Origin of the sequence: Secundilactobacillus paracollinoides DSM 15502 = JCM 11969, assembly GCF_001311135.1 — a bacterium.
In the GTDB taxonomy this organism is placed as follows: Bacteria; Bacillota; Bacilli; order Lactobacillales; family Lactobacillaceae; genus Secundilactobacillus; species Secundilactobacillus paracollinoides.
The window spans coordinates 46539-66189 of the sequence record NZ_BBAG01000011.1 but is presented as its reverse complement, the minus strand read 5'-3'; the positions used below and the strand labels follow the sequence as shown (position 1 = coordinate 66189).

Annotated in this window: 12 protein-coding genes and 2 pseudogenes; 5 read left to right on the top strand and 9 right to left on the bottom strand. The window is 49.0% G+C overall.

What is annotated here, in order from left to right; translation table 11 throughout:
* Nucleotides 1–42: 42 nt before the first annotated feature.
* Entirely contained in the window at nucleotides 43–1023 is a 981-nt protein-coding gene (locus JCM11969_RS06010) for a hypothetical protein (protein ID WP_054709411.1), read from the bottom strand.
* 366 nt (nucleotides 1024–1389) lie between these two features.
* Here JCM11969_RS06010 and JCM11969_RS06005 point away from each other — a divergent pair, with 366 nt between their 5' ends.
* Nucleotides 1390–2568 carry an acetyl-CoA C-acetyltransferase gene (locus tag JCM11969_RS06005; protein WP_054709408.1) on the top strand — a complete coding sequence of 393 codons (1179 nt, stop codon included), beginning with the start codon at nucleotides 1390–1392 and terminating at the stop codon, nucleotides 2566–2568.
* A gap of 132 nt (nucleotides 2569–2700) precedes the next feature.
* Here the strand turns inward: JCM11969_RS06005 and sfsA are convergent, their stop codons facing one another.
* Nucleotides 2701–3429: a DNA/RNA nuclease SfsA gene (gene sfsA, locus JCM11969_RS06000; protein ID WP_156319273.1), complete on the bottom strand. Its 729-nt coding sequence runs from the start codon at nucleotides 3427–3429 to the stop codon at nucleotides 2701–2703.
* A gap of 203 nt (nucleotides 3430–3632) precedes the next feature.
* On the opposite strand from sfsA, the gene JCM11969_RS05995 reads away from it, so the two are divergent.
* The gene (locus tag JCM11969_RS05995; RefSeq protein ID WP_054709405.1) at nucleotides 3633–4157 is read left to right on the top strand and encodes a GNAT family N-acetyltransferase; all 525 of its coding nucleotides are present in this window, start codon (nucleotides 3633–3635) and stop codon (nucleotides 4155–4157) included.
* 13 nt (nucleotides 4158–4170) lie between these two features.
* Nucleotides 4171–4326: a hypothetical protein gene (locus tag JCM11969_RS17625; protein ID WP_156319272.1), complete on the top strand. Its 156-nt coding sequence runs from the start codon at nucleotides 4171–4173 to the stop codon at nucleotides 4324–4326.
* A gap of 293 nt (nucleotides 4327–4619) precedes the next feature.
* On the opposite strand, the gene JCM11969_RS18770 is transcribed toward JCM11969_RS17625, so the two are convergent.
* The 6 genes from JCM11969_RS18770 to proB all read right to left on the bottom strand — a co-directional run bounded on the left by JCM11969_RS18770 (nucleotide 4620) and on the right by proB (nucleotide 15402).
* On the bottom strand, nucleotides 4620–5192 hold the full coding sequence (locus JCM11969_RS18770) for a PD-(D/E)XK nuclease family protein (RefSeq protein ID WP_225353154.1): 573 nt from the start codon (nucleotides 5190–5192) through the stop codon (nucleotides 4620–4622).
* The gene (gene addA / locus JCM11969_RS05990) at nucleotides 5189–8308 is read right to left on the bottom strand and encodes a helicase-exonuclease AddAB subunit AddA (RefSeq protein ID WP_225353153.1); all 3120 of its coding nucleotides are present in this window, start codon (nucleotides 8306–8308) and stop codon (nucleotides 5189–5191) included. The genes JCM11969_RS18770 and addA overlap by 4 nt, the downstream gene beginning before the upstream one ends.
* On the bottom strand, nucleotides 8295–11864 hold the full coding sequence (locus JCM11969_RS05985; RefSeq protein ID WP_054709401.1) for a PD-(D/E)XK nuclease family protein: 3570 nt from the start codon (nucleotides 11862–11864) through the stop codon (nucleotides 8295–8297). The genes addA and JCM11969_RS05985 overlap by 14 nt, the downstream gene beginning before the upstream one ends.
* A 478-nt stretch (nucleotides 11865–12342) precedes the next feature.
* Entirely contained in the window at nucleotides 12343–12699 is a 357-nt protein-coding gene (locus tag JCM11969_RS05980) for a hypothetical protein (protein WP_054709398.1), read from the bottom strand.
* A gap of 641 nt (nucleotides 12700–13340) precedes the next feature.
* Nucleotides 13341–14573, bottom strand: a complete 1233-nt coding sequence (locus JCM11969_RS05975) for a glutamate-5-semialdehyde dehydrogenase (protein ID WP_054709395.1) — start codon at nucleotides 14571–14573, stop codon at nucleotides 13341–13343.
* A complete protein-coding gene (gene proB, locus JCM11969_RS05970) occupies nucleotides 14566–15402 on the bottom strand; it encodes a glutamate 5-kinase (protein ID WP_054709392.1) in 837 nt (278 codons plus the stop codon). Before proB ends, JCM11969_RS05975 begins: the two co-directional genes overlap by 8 nt.
* A 674-nt stretch (nucleotides 15403–16076) precedes the next feature.
* Here proB and JCM11969_RS05965 point away from each other — a divergent pair.
* Together JCM11969_RS05965 and brnQ are read left to right on the top strand one after the other, a co-directional pair.
* Nucleotides 16077–17101: pseudogene (locus JCM11969_RS05965) on the top strand (IS30 family transposase).
* Nucleotides 17102–17555: 454 nt separating this feature from the next.
* A pseudogene (gene brnQ, locus JCM11969_RS05960) lies at nucleotides 17556–18893 on the top strand (branched-chain amino acid transport system II carrier protein).
* Nucleotides 18894–19003: 110 nt separating this feature from the next.
* On the opposite strand, the gene JCM11969_RS05955 reads toward brnQ, so the two are convergent.
* Complete coding sequence (locus JCM11969_RS05955; RefSeq protein WP_054709389.1) at nucleotides 19004–19591, bottom strand: NAD(P)H-binding protein; 588 nt, start codon at nucleotides 19589–19591, stop codon at nucleotides 19004–19006.
* Nucleotides 19592–19651: the final 60 nt, after the last annotated feature.

Sequence of the window (19651 nt, the reverse complement as noted above, 5' to 3'; positions counted from 1 at the left end):
CCGTTTTTCATCTTTTTTCAACTTTTATTGAAGCCATTGAAATTAACGACGTTTCCTGCGCTGTTGTCGTCCATGCTGAGGCTGTTGTTTCGTAAAAATCGCTGCCCCCTGACTTGGATGCTCGCGCAGATATTGAGTCGTAAACGTATCAACCTGCTGCTTATTTGTCATATCAATACCAGCAGACTGCATGGCCTTCGTCAACTCATCATAAAAATGATCAAGCTCTTCATTGTAGAGATGAACAAGCATCTCGTGATGACTACCGATCCACGCCAATAGCTGATCGGCGTTTGATACCTCGCCAGTACCGACCAACGTCTTAATAAACGTCGTCATCGCCATTGGAATAAGTGTGAACAGGCGCCGACGTTTATCCTTCGTGGTTAATACAGAAACAAAGTAGCTATAAAAAATCTGTTGTAACGTTTCCGGTTGCCAATCATGAGGCTCCTTGTTCAACCCAAGGATGGCGATTCCAGCAAACGTATCAATGATAACGTCCACATCATGGCGATCAGAATCAGACAAGTTTTTGACCATTGGCACCTGATGCATAGCCTCGAGCCATGTGTCTGATCGGTCATTAAGACGGTCAATTGCATTGGGGCCCTCTTCACCAGCCACTTCGGCAACAGTATGCGGCCTAGTCTGACGCTGGCTCAGCAATAGCATCTCTTCACGCGTGTGCTTAGCCGCATCCGCTAACTGAACAGCATCGGTTAGCCATCCCGCCTTTGCTGCGAACTGAAAGAAACGTGTCAGTATCGGAACAACGGCGACAAAGTAGTTATGTAACTGCATATTGTCTGTCACAAACTCACCAGTTAGGGCATCCACCACATCCGCTGGTGACCAATCAAGGATGAATCTCCGACTGGCTTGGTTCAACTTTAAAATAACCGCCTTGGCATAGCGTCTCTGGTTAGTTGTTAAGCGATCAAAGGTGGTCGACTGACTAAATGCCTGATACGTTTCTTCTATAGTAGTTGGTCTTTTCACTGTCTGGTGAGTTTGTTTCATCGTTTTCCGCTCCTTTATGTCCGTATTCTATTATAAGAAACCGGCGCTTGGTTTTCAAACAGAGAACAAGTGATGCAGGGTGACCACTGGCTTTTCTTTTGGTTGATATAGTGTGCAGAATTCTTCTAGGCCACTCTGCCGAAACGCCTTCCAGAAAACTGAGACCGGCCACGTAAGGGCAGTCAGCGACAAATCCAACCCCGGGATTGATCACTAACTGCCCTTACGTTCTGGTCTCAACCCGTTTTTTTCCAGGCGGTATACAAATTTCTTAAGTCTTTCACACAACCGGGCTCAAAAACAGACTTTTGTACTAGAACCGTGTTATGCTTAGTTTTTAATACTGACATAAAGAGGAACCGAAAAATGAATGAAGTGGTCATCTTAAGCGCTGTTCGAACGCCCATCGGTAAAATGGGGCGCAGCTTATCAAGTTTGTCATCAGTTGACCTGGGGACGCTGGCGGCTAAAAAAGCAATCGAACAGGCACACATTGCCCCTGAAATAATCAGCCAAGCCATTGTCGGTAATGTCCTGCAGGCGGGTGCGGGACAAAACGTCGCTCGTCAAATCGCACTTAAAAGCGGGTTATCAGAAACCAGCACCGCAATGACCATCAATCAAGTTTGCGGGTCTGGACTAAAGGCCATCCGGTTGGGTCAAAGCGCCATTATGTTAGGCGACGCTGAAGCCGTTTTGGTTGGCGGCACGGAGAGCATGACAAACGTGCCTCACCTTGTCCCAAATATGCGACAGGGCAAGCCATACGGTAGTACAACAATGCTCGACGGGTTGGAGCATGACGGCCTTCTGGACGCTTTTTCACACAAACCAATGGGGATCACGGCCGAGAACGTTGCTCACAAATATCATGTCACACGCGAAGCACAGGATGCTTTGGCACTAAGATCACATCAGCGAGCCGTTAAAGCCACCGAATCCGGCGCGTTCAATGATGAGATCGTGCCAGTGACGATCACCTTAAAGAAGGGCACGACCACCATCACCCGTGACGAACCAATCCGTCCAGATACGTCCATGGCCGCCCTGGCCGGATTAAAACCGGCATTCGTCCCGAACGGTATGGTGACTGCCGGCAACGCTGCGGGCTTAAACGATGGTGCCAGCATGCTGGTCCTCATGTCCAAAGCGCGAGCTGAGCAAGCCAATATCCCTTACTTAGCCGTTCTGGATACGTACCAAGAAGCCGGCATCGACCCTAACTATATGGGCTATGCACCCTTCTATGCTGTCAATCAACTCCTAGCAAAACAACAAATGAGTATTGATGACATCGACCGCTTCGAAATCAACGAGGCATTCGCAGCCCAAACGGTCGCCGTCATGCGCGATCTGCAAATTCCAGACGATAAGGTCAACGTCAATGGTGGCGCAATCGCATTGGGCCACCCGGTGGGCGCGTCGGGTGCCAGAATCGTCACCACTCTGGTCCACGATTTAAAACGAGAAAACCTAAAAACAGGTATTGCCACCCTCTGCGTAGGCGGCGGGATGGGCGTGGCGCTGAGTCTACACCTTGAGTAAAGCGCGTTGCCTTAGTGTTCAGTAAATACTGTTTCATTGCCACCAATCTAAGCGGCCATACAGCTAGCTAAAGTGACATCTAAAAAACTGTTCATGAGCGTCCAGTGCACCTGGAAGCCCATGAACAGTTTTTTAATGTATCGCTTCATGAAAAACAAGACTCGAATCAAACGGCACCGGGCGTCGTAGTGTCAGCGTATCCTCAGTCACCTGACAATCCATGGCAACGACGTGAACACCGGCTGCCCGTGCTTCATGAATCGCGACCGCAAGTTTTGGTGCTCGTTCTTGATAAATGGTCATGACATCTGCGAATGACAGCTGTACCACAAACAACAAACAAGCAGACTGTCCTTCTTTGACAATGCGTGTCAACTCATGAACGTGTTTAACTGCCCGAGTTGTTGGTGCATCTGGAAAGGCAACCACACCATCGTTTTCTAAGGTGACACCCTTCACTTCGATCCATAGTGTTTCCCCCGAATCAGTCTCGCTGCAAAAGTCCAGTCGTGACTGATCGTAGACCACTTCTGGCTTTAACTGTGCTAAGGTGCCAATCCCTGGTAGGTCGAGCTTGCCCTGGCTATACGCTTCTAGCACAATTTTGTTTGGCGCTTGGCTGTCAATATTGACCCACTGGCCGCGTTTTTGAACAGCCACCAGATCGTACGCCGTTTTACGGGTTGGCTTTGGTTGATAACTCAACGCCACCGTCGTTTCCCCAGGAATCAGCAGTTCCTTGCTGCGCCCCGTATTTTTAACGTGTGTGACCACCCGTTGACCGGCCAATTCACACGTCGCGATGAACCGGTTAGGCCGGTTAATAAACGTTCCTCGTTTGACTTCTCCATAATGCAACATTACCACCCCTAGAATTGATCTCTCAATTTCAGTGTATCATGAAGTTAATGAACACGTGTTGATAAATTAAAACGTTTCCATTTTCTTAAGGCAATCTTGGTTGCGCTGTGCTTGTTCCTCACGATAATTTAATCTATAATAAACACCGTTAAAAAACGCGGCCGGCGCATCCACCACCGGTCAATTGAGAAGAGGATTCTGTCATGACTGCAACCTATCTACGGCAAGCCACTCAGGCTGACTTGCCAAGCATTACCAGCATTATTCATGATGCAAAAGGCTTTTTAAAACAGCAAGGTATCGACCAATGGCAGGATGGCTACCCTGCCGACGACGACCTCAAAAATGATATTGACGAAGGGATCACCTACGTGCTCGTTGTCGACGGGACCGTTGCCGGTACTGCAGCGTTGCATCAAGGGATCGACGTCAACTACCTCACCATTGATGACGGCGAGTGGCAGACCGGTACACTGGCCCGCTACACCGCCATTCATCGCATTGCCGTTTCCAGCCACTTTCGCGGTCAGCATCTTGCTAATCGACTTATGAGCGGGTTGATCACCATTTCAAGTATTCTTGGCTACCGGGATGTTCGAATTGATACGCACCCTGACAACCAGGCCATGCAACACGTGATCAAAACAAGCGGGTTTAACTACCGTGGCAAGGTCTACATGCATGACTCAAAAGCGCTCCGTTACGCCTATGAACTCGTCATTCTGTAAATGAGGTGATTCCATGACTGTGCCAGATACAAAGGTTCAAATAAAGTTGCTCATTTTATTTATTGTCGGCTTAATTGTCGTCATCACAGCAATCGTTGCGCTGTTCCGCGCTAACCATTCATTTAAAAACGCCCCCATCATTGTGATGAGTGTTGTGGCTGTTTTATGATTGGTGTGATTACAACGTTGTTTAGCCTGTGATGCATGATTTAGAGACAAAAAACAGCTTCCAGATGTCATTCGTGACAGTTGGAAGCTGTTTTTTGTGGGTTCATTAGAGCCGTTTTGGCTTCTATTTCGAAATATGGGCGATCGGCCTGGCTTGGCTACCGTGCCGAAACGCGCTCCACAAGGCACGGGGCTAACGTGTAACGGACGGTGACCAAAAAGTCAGGCCCGGACTTTTCGGTCACCGTCCGTTACACACCGCCCCTAACCCGCCTTGTTCCGCGCTCTACCGCTCTACATCGCCACCGCTTCTCCCGTCGCCAGCAAGAACAGGTACTTTCTGACCACCGGCTTGCCCGTCATATCCGACAAGGCCTGCGCGTATAAATTTAGCTGACCTGAATAGCGATCCTTGATCTTCGCAATACCGCTTTCACCTGGGGCCACGTGATCCGTCTTATAGTCAAACAGCGTAATCCCGTCTTCATCTTCGAAATACCCGTCAATGATCCCATGAATCAGGATTTTAGCCTGCTCATCGTGCAGATCCTCAAAGACTTGGTGAGCAGGTAGCAGTAGTGAAAACGGTGTTTCTCGCTGCGTCCGAGTGCCATGGGCGACGATTGCTTGTCCCAACTCGGTATCAAACAGCCGCAACACATGCTCACGGTCAATTTGTGCCGCAATCGGTTCGGCCATCACCTGATCAGCAACTAAGGTTTGAATTTGCTGGTCAATGGCCGCCAACGTAATGGGCTGTGTCAACGATAATTCCTGCAAAACCAAATGGGTCGCTGTCCCCACTTCAGCCGAAGTAGGCGCCGTCACCGTCTGCAGAAAGGCTGGCTGTTTAAAGTCACTCGTCACGAACCGGTTCCCGTGTGATTGCTGCCACTGGGGGTTATACTGCCTAATTGCAACATATCGGGATCTTCAAAGAGGCGTTTAATTTCTGAAACTGACTGGTACGCCGTCGTCCGCATCTCTGGTTCAAACCCATACTGCATGTCCAAAACCTGGTCGATCTGGTCGACGTCCACACTCGCAAAATCGGTGGTTTTCAGTTGTTCTTTTAAATCAGTTAGCCAGGTACTGCCAGTAATCGGCTTTTGGTAGGCTGCCATTTCAGTCAGTCTATCCGGGGTGATAAACGTGATATCAAAGTCAGTTGGATCGTCAGCCAGTGCCTGAAGCGGTTGTGCATCAGTCGCCTGAAACTTAGGGTGGCGAACCAGCGACATCCCGATCCAGTCCAAATAGTTATGCGTCTTCCCCCGCAGTGTTGGGTTCAAGACCAGCTGCTGGTCCTGGGCGGCCGCCTGCCAGGTCTTTAATAAATCAGCCTGTTGTTTGCAGGCGCCAACAATGTACAACCGCTGCTCAGCCCGGGTCAGCGCCACGTACAGTTTCCGCATTTCCTCCGCGAGTGATTCCTGCTTAGTTGTTTCTTTGATCACCATTTTAGGAATGGACGGCACCACCAGTCGCGTATCTGGCTGAAAATCATCGATCCCGATACCCAGTTGGTTATTTAACAGTGCGCGTTCCGTAGTGTCCTGCATGTTGAAATTGCGTGACGTGTCGAGGAGAAAGACCACTGGGAATTCAAGACCTTTGCTCCCGTGGATCGTCATAACCTGGACAGCGTTATCGGTGGTCTCCGCTGCCGCTTCTGCCAGGTCCTGATCGTTGTTTTGCATCCGCTCAATGAACCGAACGAATTGAAAGAGTCCTTTAAATCCGTTGCGCTCATAGTCGGCCGCCCGTTCATACAGGGCGTGCAGATTAGCTTGTCGCTGTACCCCAGCTGGCATCCCAGCAACGTAGTCCAGAAAACCGGTCTGCTGATAGATCTGCCAAATGAGGGTCGCCAAGGGCTGCTTGCGCGCAATTGTCTGAAACGTCGTCAGCTGTTCAATAAAATTGGCGACTTTAGGTTGCAGACTGTCAGCGTATGCCTGCCCCGCATAATCGGCTTCGTAGTTAATCAAAAAGTGTTGCAAGGCTGAGAAATAATCGTCCGTCTTATCGGTAATTCTGAGGAAGGCCAACTCATTTTCGTTTAAGCCAACGATGGGTGACCGTAACACTGCTGCCAGTGGAATATCCTGGTAAGGGTTATCGATCAGCTGCAACAGCGACATCATGATCTGAATCTCAGTGGTTTTAAAGTAACTCTGGGCGTCATTGATCTGGACAGGAATCCCAAGTCGGCCAAACTGGTCTTGAATCTCCAAATTGTTCGTTTTTGTCGGTGCAATAATCGCAATGTCTTGGTAGGTCAGTGGGCGCATGGCTTGTGCCCGCCGATCCCAGATAGTCGTTTGATCATGCATTAATTCAGCAATCTGCTGGGCGACAACGGTGACCTGGCCAGCGTCCTTATCAGGTACGTCACCAGGTGCCTTTTCCGTCGGTGCCTCAGTTTCGTATATCAGCAGTGATGCCGCGTTCGGCAAACTCGTCGGATATGATGCGCCGTACACGAGTTTAGCAGAGCCGCTATAGCTGATTTGACCGAGTTTTTCATCCATGATCTGGGTAAAGATCAGGTTCGTAAAATTGTCCACGTTTGCCATGGACCGGAAATTTTCCGCCAACGTGATCTCCTTACCGGCTGTCGGGTCGGCCTGATAGCGCTGGAACTTTGTTAAAAACAGTTGCGGTTCCGCTAATCGGAAACGGTAAATGGATTGTTTGATATCGCCCACCATGAAGAGGTTCCCGGGGTCATCCTGAGCAAGAGACGTCACGATAGCTTCCTGCAATTCATTGGTGTCCTGATACTCATCAACCATGATTTCGTGGTAGTCCGTTTGCAATTGCTGACGAACCGCTTTGGCCTCATCTGTTTGAGCTTCCAAGATCTGCAGTGCAAAGTGTTCAACATCGCTAAACTCTAGGACATGACGCCGGCGTTTTTCTTTGGCATAGGCGTCGCTAAACGTCTGAACGACCGTTGCCAACTGGCGGACGATCTGCTCACTATGGTGCATCGTCGCAATCGTCACAATCTCATCCTGCGGCATGAACGATAAGATCTCATCCAACTGATCTTCCTTAGCCGCTTTCTTATGGCTGGCAACCTGATCTTTAACGAGCTGGTACCCGTCGTAAGCCTCATTTGTTTTTCGAATACTCGGCAACCGGCCCCAGTCGAATGCTTCAACCTGGGCACGAAACGCATCCCAAGACGTTGCATCTGAGTGCAGCTCATCCAGTTGTGCCAACAAGCTGTCCATGTAGGTCACGACTTGGTCAACCTGCTCATCCGCGGCTAATCTTTTAGCAGCCGTCAGCTCTGATTTAGCGCTTGCCAGCTTGTCTTGAATAATTGGCAACAGCCGTGTTTTAACGATTGGTGCTGTCATGAGGTCCTGATCGACCGCATAGTTGTCGCCAAGATGAGCTAACCAGTCATCAGGATCCGGTTTAGCACCCATGAACCGAAAAACGTCGTCAACGACTGTCGTTAGCCCATCGTCAGAACGGTCGCTGGAAAAATTCGTCACCAGTTCTTGAAACTTGCCGTCCTCATCGTTGGCATACAGGTCTTCACGAACGTCGTCCCAGACTTCTTCTTTTAACAATGCACTTTCTGAAGCATCACCAAGAATTCGAAAGACCGGATCTAAATTGATCAGGTAGTAATAACGCTCAACGATCTGCTGACAAAATGCATCCATGGTACTGATGGCCGCCACTGGTAAAAGTGCCAGTTGACGGGTGAGATACCGGCGTTCTTCAGCGTCGACCTGGTTGATCTGTTGTTTTAATGCCGATTCGATTCGATCCTTCATTTCTTTAGCCGCCGCTCGAGTAAAGGTGACAATCAGCAAATGATCGATACTTTCGTGATCAAGGATCATGTTAATGACGCGGTCCACAAGCACCCGCGTTTTACCGGAACCGGCCGATGCCGAAACCAGCAGATTCGTGTGGTGGGTGTCAAGTACCGCTTGTTGGCTTTTAGTGTAGTCCACGTTGTTTCAACTCCTCTTGCATCCGTTGTAGGATCACTTGTTTGTCCCGGTCAGCTGTCAATAAGCGGTAGTCGTTTTCTGGCAGCATCGGATCAAATTGCATAATGGCCTTGTATGGTGAGTACTGCATTGCTGTGCGCCCGTTCGGATATTTCACAGGATTGAGATCCAGATGCCCGTCAAAAATAGCGTTGGCGGCATCCGTGATCTTCATTTCGGTAAACGACAGCAAATCTTTCAGCTCATCCGCCGTAACGATGGTCCCAACATTTTTCTTCAAACTCCCCGATTTGGTGTAAGCGTAAGGATAAACACTCGCCGGGTTCGAGTCGCGGTCCGGTTCCAGGTGCTGTAACAGGTTATCATCGTTAACCAGCAGTCCCTTGTACTGTTCCTTAGACAAAATGGCCGACATCAGATCCGTTTTTAAGTCGTTGGGTGCCAGCGTTGGATTCTTCAAATGCAGGTACAACGCACCGGCCAGCTCAGCATCTGGATCATCTGTCAGCAGTGCCATGTTGCGTTGCACCACATCCAAATAAGTCATCATCTGCATAGCGATACCGTGGTAGATATCGTTGAGGTCAACCTTATGAGCACTGGACTTATAATCCACGACGCCAACGTACTGGTTGCTGTTTTCAACTTTCATCGTATCGATCCGGTCAATTTTCCCACGGACCTGAACCTTCTTTTCATGAGGGAGGTCAAACTTTAGTGCAGGCAGACCGTTTTCCGCACCAATATGCCCGAACATCACTTCCGTTTGCTTGGCGCGCATCGGTGTATACTTCCCCTGTTCATGGAAGGCGCGAGCTGTTTGCTGAATCAGGGCGATTAATTGACGCTTAATATATTGCATCCGGTGACTGCTATTGAGAATGGCATATTGTAAATTCATGGGATCATCGAGCACAGCAGTAGTAATTTCGTTCACCAACTGTGTCAGTTGCTGGGCATCAAGTGCCGTCAGATCAATATGTTCCGCATTCACCCGTTTCATCAACATATCCAACGAAGCATGGAAAAATTCACCAGTGTTGGCAGGTGATAGTTCAAAGGCGTCCCGCTCCTGTAAATGAAGGCCATACTTCAAAAAGTAAGCGTACTGGTTTTGGTAAAACTCCTCCAGTTTTGAAATTGAACTATTGATTGTTGTGGAATAGAGCCCGTCAACGATATCTGGTGTTAACTGCACTGGTTGGTTGCGGTACGCAATGCTGCCCATTAATTTCTCGGTCAGATCATGTGTCCCGGCATCTTGATCCAGAACATGGTAGACATACTGCCAGCTTGGGGATAACGCGTGATTATTTTCACGACTGTTATTTGCTGCCTGAACTAGGTGCCGCAGTGTTGCCCGTTTAGCTCCCAAGTACGGTCGAAGCGTTTGGTCATCTGCCTGTGGAGTCGCTGCATGATGTTCAATCGTCAGGTTAAAGTGTTGCTGAATCTGGGCAACGTAAGGACTGATCTGGTTTTGACTTTCCCCATCTTCACTCAACGGATAGGTAAAGATCAGCCGTTCGCTCGGTGTCATGAACGCGAGATAGTTCAAATAGGGTTCACCCTGAAGTGTCATGACCCCGGTATCGCCCAAGTATTCACCTTCAGGAAGTACCAGCTGCTGCCGGTCTTGGTCATTCAACAATCGAGTCGGTAACGTATTATCCGGCATCACTTTATCGGTCGCACCGATCATGAAAGTGATTTTACGGTTATTCATCTGAATGATCCCGCTTTCGGAGATCACGACTTGATCCAGCGTTGACGGAATTTGCGAGTAATTGGCACCCTCGAAGCCTGCCAACAGTAGTGCTAAAAAGTCGTCAGACACAAACTGACGGTCACCCAGAATGGTGACGTACTCGTCCAGCAAGTCGCAAAATGTATTCCAAGTCTGTTCAGGCTGCCCAGCGGTAATCAGATCCCCCCTGTCAATCGCCTGATCTCGCCAGGACATCAACTGATCTACAACCCCAGCATTGGTCAAAAAGCGCACCAAAATTTGAGCCGCTTCCCGCCCATTCTGTGCTTGATCAAGTCGTTTGAAAAATGGTGGCAGTGTGTCGCGAACAAAGTGCCGAATACCATTGATCTGCTGACCAACAGTGTCATCAGCACTGGTCTGTGTCCCAAGGTCATCCGTGCGTAATCTCGCGTACGGCCAGTCTTCCTTTTGCAGCCATTTGCCACCCTGATACCCCATTTTCAAAACCCAATTTTCAGTTTTGAACAAGGCGTCACGAAACTTAAGAACACTCATCGATTGACCATCATCGGTCTTTGGCAGCAAAAGTTCGGTCTTCAACAACCGCATTAAATCAGCATACTGGTAATGCCGCCGCTTCACCTCAAATAGAGCCGAGATCAACTCAACCAACGGGTGATCTGCCATGAATTGCGACACATCACTAAAGTAGGAAATTTCTTGGGCACTCATAATGGGGCCCAGCACGTTTTGATACTTATCCAAGTGTCGGGTCACGATCAAAAAGTCGGCGTAGCGGTAGCCCTTTTCGGCAACCAGTTGTCTGATCATCGCCGCCACCCGGGCAACTTCCGCATAACGATTGTCTGCCTGAATGATTTGAATACTGTCCGCCGTTGATAAGGTTTCTGGCTGTGGTCGGCCAAGGCCGGTCGCACTTTTTTGCCAATAGGTCTCCAATCGCTGCAGATCTGGTGCAACTCGTGATTGTTTCGCGAGCACATCGGTCATCACCGGAACGCTCAAACTACGTGCGGTTTGATACAGTCGAAGATACGTCCGTGACGGCTGAAAAAAGAGACTCTGCTCGTTTATCGTTTCCGGCGTCGGTGTTCCATGATCCAGAGTCAGGGCCACTTTGACTTCATCGGCACCCTGCATGAGTGTGGTCAGCAATGCCATTTCTTGGGCTGAGAACTGGGTCTGAGAAAACCCGTCAAAATAGAAATGCGTGTGCGACAGGTCACGATTTTTAAGGTAGTCACTCAGTTGATTTAAAAGGTCAGTATTCGCAACGTACTTGTTTGCCATTGCGGCATCAAAATTATCATAAATCAAAACGAGATCATGCAGCTTGGCATCCAAGTCGGCACTTGACCCCGTGATCTTCTCGGCCACCTGGCCAAGGTCAAACGCACTGACCTGCCCCGTCTTCAGCTCCATTAATTGACGCGTCAATAAACTGATAAATCCTGGCCGATCAGCCTCCCCCGCAAAAAGTTTTAATTCCGAACGGTGGTCAATAATGGCTTGGTACACCAGCATATTCAACCCAGCTTCAGAGACTCGTGGCAACTGATAGTCAGGCGTATTTTTCATAAAGAACCAGGCAAGTCGTGTCATCGAAAGCACTTGAACAGCAGACTGTGCGTAGCCAGTATCTTGCTTTCCGGCCTGTTGCGCCAAGCGGTCAAGAATCTGAACTTCAGATTCGAATTTAATATGGTTAGGTACAATGTAGTAAAATTGGTCGCCCGGATGGGCTTCAAGACTGGTCGTAAGCGCATTTAGCAACTCAGCCTGATGGTCCACGCTGGCCGGCCCGATAATAAATTGAAGAGACATGTCACCGGCACCTTTCGCGATTATTTAATGTCCTTATCATACCACAGACGAATGTTTGTTCGGTGTGTTTTTTGTGACTTTCAGGTAACGTTTTGTAAAGATTATTGCGATGATGTTGAGAACTTGTAAATTTTGCGCAGGGTGTCATTTTTGCGCTGGTTTGCGGGTTTTTTGTATGAAAAAAGAGGCTGGCGTTTGCGTGCTGCCAGTCTCTTTTTCTTATGCTTTTTTACTGGTTTGGATGGTTGCTTTCGATTGACAGGGACGCTGTGCTGGTTCCATTTTCGCAAACGGTGCTATTGTCTACCCCAACTCAGGTACAAAAGTCACGTTCTTGTCCCTTCTAGGCAACTTCGTCGAAACGTGCTCCGAGAGGCAAGGGGCTACTACATAAGCGAGTCTGGTCACAAAAGTCAGAACCGGACTTTTCTGACCAGACTCGCTTATGCTCCGCCCCTTAACCGCCTCTCTCCGCACTCTAGGCATCTTCCTTATTAACCGCCAAATGATTCTCCATCAAAACTTCATTCGTAAAATGCTCAAGATCCGCCAATACATTCGGATCATCGTTTGCGCGAGCAGCTTGGCTCTCCGCAATTGCCCACTTCGCCAGGTTATCCGTGATGGGGACGATATCTTGTAAAATGTGCATATCTGCCTGGTCACCATGTTCCTGCTGAATCTCACGAAAGCTTTCGTAATCGGTGATCAACCTGAGTGAATCACCGCTTTGGCGTTCCGTCGATTCAAAAATAACGAAGTGCGATTTGCGGTTGGCATCATCCATTTGCTGTCGCAAAATTGCCAACTGTTCTGGGTTTGTTTTTATCGTCACAGCCACGTCACCTCTTTACGTCTAGTTTAGCAAACTTTGGGGTGTTAGACGATATAAAAACTGGGGATTTATGATTTTTTAAGTTGGTGGTTGGTGCGAGATCGATAGGAGGTTGTGTTGATGATTGGATTAGGAGTCTAGTGCTTGTTGAAACGGATCAAGGTTGGGATATTGTCCTGACTGATTCGGCTTATGGCTAAGATTCCTGCTGTTTTTGCCAATGGGTCGGTCTTGCTTTGCGGTCTTCTTTTTTGGCTTCTAAACGTGCTGCAGGAGTCCCTGCTTCTTTCCGCACTCTATTTCTTTTGCTAAAGACCTGGTCATCATTTGCGCTTTTCTTTCTTGGCGTCGAAACGTGCTCCAGGAAGCAGAGGGCGGAGTATAAGAGACTCTGACACAAATGCCAAAAACAGGCATTTCTGCCAGAGTCTCTTATACTCCGCCCTCTAACCGCTTCCTTCCGCACTCTATTTCTTTTGCTAAAGACCCGGTCAGCTCTTGCGCTCTGCTTTATTGGCGTCTAAACGTGCTCCGAGAGGCAAGGGGCTACTGCATAAGCGAGTCTGGTCACAAAAGTCAGAACCGGACTTTTCTGACCAGACTCACTTATGCTCCGCCCCTTAATCGCCTCTCTCCGCACTCTACTTCCTCACCTGTCCATCCCCATAAATAATATACTTAGTCGATGTCAGCTCATTCAGGCCCATTGGTCCGCGAGCGTGCAGTTTTTGGGTGCTGATGCCGATTTCTGCGCCGAAGCCGAATTCGAAACCGTCCGTGAAGCGGGTTGAGGCGTTAATGTAGACGCAGGCTGCATCAATGCGTTGCAAGAAGTTTTGGCCGTTTTGATAGTTGTCGGTAATGATGGCTTCGGAGTGTTTGGTGTTGTGGGCGTTGATGTGGGCGATTGCTTCGTCCTCTGAATCAACCACTTTCACCGCCATGATCAGGTCATTATACTCTTCGTCCCAATCGTCATCCGTCGCCGCAATCATCCCGGGAACCAGTGCCTGTGACCGTGCGTCACCGCGCAACTGAACACCCTGATCCTGCAATGACTTAGCAATCGTCGGCAGATAGTCGGCCGCAACGGCTTCGTGAATCAGTAATTTTTCCGCTGAATTGCAGACTGATGGCCGCTGCACCTTGGCGTTCACCGTAATGTCAGTTGCCATCTTCAGTTCCGCAAATTCATCGACGTAAATGTGGCAGTTGCCGGCACCCGTTTCAATAACCGGCACGGTTGCGTTTTGGACAACGTGCTGAATGAGGCCTTGGCCGCCACGGGGAATCAGAACATCCAAATAATCGGTCAGTGCCATCATCTCGTTAGCTGTTTCGTGAGAGGTATCGTGGACCAGCTGAATGGCGTTTTCATCCAAACTGATCTCGTTAAGTGCAGCGCGCAGAACACCGCTGACGGCAATATTAGTCTGAATAGCTTCCTTGCCGCCGCGAAGAATCACAGCATTGCCGGATTTGAAACACAATGCCGAGGCATCCGCCGTAACGTTCGGCCGCGCCTCAAAGATAATGCCGATCACACCCAGCGGCACCCGTTGCTGGCCGATCATGAGACCAGCCTCATTTTTCCACATCCGGTCGACCTTACCGATCGGGTCCGGTAACTGCGCAACCTGGCGCATGCCCTCAGCCATAGCTTCGATCCGGTCAACGAAACTCTGCTTGAGGTCTGTCGCATTGGCAAGGTCACGTTTGTTCGCGTCTAAAATAATGTCTTGGTGGTTAACCAAGGCAGCCGCCATTTGGACCAGCGCATCGTTACGTTGGGTGGCTGATAACTGTGCCAGTTGCGTTTCCGCCGCTTGTGCTAACTGGCCTAATTGGGTCAGATTTGTTGCCGTATTATCCATTTTTCAGTGCTCCCTTTCGTTCTGGGACAAACCAAGTGCCCAGTGGTTTTCCAGCTAAAATATCCAAAATAATGGCCGGATCAGCACCGCTGGCCAGGACCATTTCCTTATCATCGTTCATCATCATTTCGGCTGCGCGTAACTTCGTCACCATACCGCCCGTCCCGTAACGACTCCCCTTACCGCCAGCGACCGCATAAGTGTCGTCAGTGATGGTGTGAATCGTTGAGATCAACTGCGCATCATCGTGGGTCATTGGGTTCGCATCATAGAAGCCTTCAGTATCTGAAAGCATCACCAGCAGATCAGCATCGGTGCGCATGGCAACGATTGCTGACAGTTGGTCGTTATCACCAAATTTCGTCTTATGGTCCAGTTCGTCAACGGCCACGGAGTCATTTTCATTAACGATTGGGACAATGTGCATGCTTAACAACCGGTCAAACGTGTCTAGCACGTGTTGTTTACTAGCTGGAAAATCAAACACATCGTGAGTCAGCAACAGTTGACCAATCGCTTGATTGTAGTGGTCAAACCGCTGATTAAACAGGGTGATCAGCTTGCTTTGACCGATAGATGCCAGCGCCTGTTGCGCCGAAATGTCCGTGGGTCGCTCCGTTATCCGTAGTGCATTCAGTCCAACACCGATCGCCCCTGAAGAAACAAGGATCACTTCCTTGCCCTGACCACATAGTGTGCTCAACACAAAGGCAAGCTGATCGATCGTTTCAAGATTCATCTTGCCATTGGGGTAAACGAGGCTGCTGGTACCGACCTTAACGACCAAGCGTTTCACGTTCATCTTTCGGTTCTCTGAAGCTGTCTCCATAACTGTCCCATCTTTCGTTCAAATTTGGTGCCTATAGTAGTAGCTGAATCATACCGAATAACCAGTCTAATTACAAGCAGAATGCTGGTTATCCCAGTTTTAGCGTTACTGATGGCCGCACTGTTGCGTGGTTGCGTGAGGCAATTAGTCCTATCGTGTCGCTCCGTTCCGCCGTTCGGCCCTGCAGGCTGAGGCTAGAGTGTGGAGCAGGCCGGGTAACTCCCGGAGTGTAAGGCGACTTTGTCGGAAATTCCGGTCTTGAATTTCTGGCAAAGTTGCCTTACACTCCGGGAGTTGGCCTGCGGAACACGTTTCCGCAATATAAACTAGAAATTAAAGGCGCTCAGTCGCGAGCCACTACGACGGCCTGCCGAATTGCGGAATGCAATGGATTATCACCCATGACTATCGCGGCAAATAATCTAAAAAGTTTCTAATAAAAATATAACATAAACTTTTTTCAGGTTCTTGAGAATCCACTAAAACAGATTATCTTGTCCTAACGGGAGCCCATGACTACCAGCTACTACAGGCTTTACCAACATCACAAAAACACTAGTATGATCAAAACAAATTCCCGGATTTAAAATCCAAGTGCAACAAGTTCAAATTATACAAATAGGCCATGGAGACCTAAACTTAAAGTGCTGAAACTCTAAAGAAAGGACATCTCCATGACCCAATCCAAGCATAGCACTACCAAGCATTATCAACAACTTACCCCGGAAGAAAGAGGTGAAATTGAAGCGTACTTGAATGCTGGGAAATCTCAGGCTGATATTGCGCGCCTGACCAATCGCAGTCGCAGCACGATCTCGCGTGAAATTAAGCGTGGCACCATTCGACAACGTAATTCTGACTATCTCTTTTTCACCAAATACTTTGCGGACACGAGCCAGCTTATTCATGATAAAGCGCGTCAGAACTGCCGTTTTGGCGGACTAGAAAAGGTCTGCTGGCTGTTCTTTAAGATGCTTAAAACAGCGCTTAAGCGGCGACCACGGATTGATAGTGTTGATGGTTTCGTGCACGCCTTTAAGCAGACTCATCCTGACCAGCCGTGCCCTTCAACGCCGACCGTTTATCGGTATATTGATCAAGGCCGCTTAGACATTAAGAATATCGACCTGCCAGCCAAGCTGCGGCGCCATGTAAAGTCCAATCGTCACAACCACTCGCGTAAAAATAAGCGTCTGGCTGGTACTTCGATTGATGAACGACCAGACACTATTAATAACCGTGAACGCTTTGGTGATTGGGAAGGTGACCTGGTTAAAGGCAAGCGTCAAGCTAGTGAACCAGCACTGATGACCCTGACCGAACGGCGAATCCGTTATGAGATCATCGTAAAGATTCCCAACTACCACGCAGACACCTGCTTAAAAGAGCTTCAAGCCGCCATTGACCAGCATCCTGGCTACTTTAAGACCATCACTTTCGATAACGGCTCTGAGTTCAAACTGTTGGACCAGGTTCAAGGAGCTCAGATCTACTTTGCGCACCGTACTCGCCTTGGGAACGTGGCAGTAATGGGAACCAGAACGGCCTGATCCGAGAGTACATCCCTAAAGGCCTATCACTGCATGGCTTCTCTGAAGATGATATCGCAAAGGTTCAAGATGCGCTGAATCAAAAACATCGCAGGACACTCGGCTACGCTAACGCCGCCGAGCTTATTGAGGCCGCGCTAGCAAGCTAGCTCACGGTCTGGCTCCATGGTGTTGCGCTTGAGTTGACATTCCGGGATCAAAACAAATTCTAAATTTATTTTAACTTTCTTCTTGACATTTAATCTAAGCCATTTTATAGTGTGCACATAACATATTTTCCAACTCATATTTTTAACAAAGACTATGCGTAGAAGAGTAGTCGCTAGGAATATTTCCAGGGAGCCTCATTTAGTGGAACGGGGCAGTTGAACTAGCCGATGAAAGTAATCTACAAGTCGTGACCGCGACGTTTGACGAAGTGGTCACTGGGAGTGCGCCCATTATAGCAATGAAGTATCGCGGACAGATTGCGCATCTGCCGGCCGTACTTTAAAAGCCGATCACTGTGAAGCGGTCGGAAAACAAGGTGGTAACACGTTAATAACACGTCCTTAGCTATATAGCTAAGGGCGTTTTTTGTTACCCCGAACAGGAGGAATTCACATGAAAACATCTTTATCTAAGCGTCAATATATTATTTTAGGATCATTACTCTTCGGTCTCTTCTTCGGTGCCGGGAACCTGATCTTCCCCATCCATTTGGGTCAGTTAGCTGCTGGCAACTGGGGTCCCGCAACCATTGGCTTCTTACTAACCGCCATCTTACTGCCATTATTATCCATTCTGGCCATTAGTTTAACCCGTAGCGACAGTGTGTACAACCTCGCCCGTCCCGTTGGCCGTAAGTTCGCCCTATTCTTTCTCATTATGATTCACGCAACGTTAGGGATCCTGGTGGCCTCACCACGGACGGCCACCACGACCTTCTCAATTGGTGTTCAACTTCCTGCCAAAGGCATGGGACGGCATTGGCCTGATCATCTTCTCAGCCCTGTTCTTCGGTATCTCGTTCCTGCTGTCATACAATAAAAACAAGATCACAGATTACGTTGGTAAAATTTTAAACCCAATTCTGGTTGCCCTGTTAGCCTTCATTTTCTTCTTAGCCTTTATCATCAAAGGCGACGTTCGCAACATCTCGATCTTCCCACAATCAACCGGTGCCGGCAGTAACCTGATCAACGGGTTCCTGCAAGGGTACAACACAATGGATGCCTTAGCCGGGTTAGGATTCGGCGTTACCATCATTGCCGCTCTTCGGTTATTCGGGATGAACGACACGAAACTCCGGTCAAAAGCCGTTGCTAAAGTTGGGGCCATCAGCATGGGTCTCGAAGCCATCATCTACATTTTCCTGATTGCCCTTGGTGCTTCTAGTTTGAGTTACTTGAAGCTCACTCCAGATGGCGGGTCAGCATTTACCGCCATCCTGGGTGCCGTTACCTTCCTTGCCTGCATCACTTCATGTATCGGAATGATGACCGCCCTGTCAGAAGACTGGAGCCAACGTTTTCCTAAACTCAGTTATCACTTCTGCCTCGGCTTAACTTCAATTGGTGCCTTCATCGTTGCGAACTTTGGGTTGGATCAGATCATCGCATACTCCACCCCACTCTTGAGCTTCATTTACCCACTGGCAATCGCCTTGATCGCATTAGGCTTACTCAATCCCTTTATCGGCAAGAATGCTTCATCTACCGGACAACGATCATTCTGTCCTTCATTCCAGCCATCTTGGACTTCATCCACACCATGCCGCCATTCTTTGCAAACATGGGCTGGGCTAAAGCCATCAACGGTTGGGCTGCTGGAACCATTCCATTGTTTGCACAGGGTCTGGACTTCTTCCCATTCCTGTTGATCGGTCTGCTGGGCAGCTGGGCAATTGCGAAGATTTTTAACATCGCACCCGCTGCAAGTCTCTCAAACAACAACCACTAACCTAAACACATATCGACACATAGAATCGTTATCGCGGGTTTACCGCACACATAGCAGTAGTAAAAAGGCGACCGAGAAATCGGCCGTCTTTTTGTGATATATAGGAAAGATTATTGTGAAACGACCGCAATCGACTGGTTCAGATGCGTGCTGTGTAAGATTTCGTCCACCACAACGCTAACGAACGCCGTCTCACTCACGGGTGTGGCCGGAACGGGGGCACCTTCGTTGATCAATTGGGCCGCCCCAGAAGCTGCAGGATCGAGCGCAACCGGTCGTAAAATAGTGTACGGCAGCTCAGCCTCATCGACAATTTTAATGGCGTAACGCTGCTGTTTTAAGAACTCATCAGTATCTGTGATGCCAGCATAGGTCAGCGGGGCTGTGACTTCATTATCGATACCGGCAACCGAGCGCATGACGGTTCGACACTGCGTCCCCGTCTCACGAATGGCCGCAAAAACGGCTTCGAGCTTCCAATCCACATCCATGCCGATGAAATCGGAGTAAATAACGTCCACATCCGTCACGGCATCCAGGTAGGTGTTAGCCTTGCGGGCATCCCCATTAAACTGTTCGGCAATCGACAGACCTGCAACCGGCGCTTCTGCGAACCCGACCACCGTGATATCGGTGAGTTGTTCGGCAATTTGCTGTGCAACGGGGTGATCGACTCCTAAAATCAAACATCTTGTCATGGTGCAATTTCCTCTCATATTCGGTTATATTCAGTCTCTTCAATGCCCACTATACCAGAG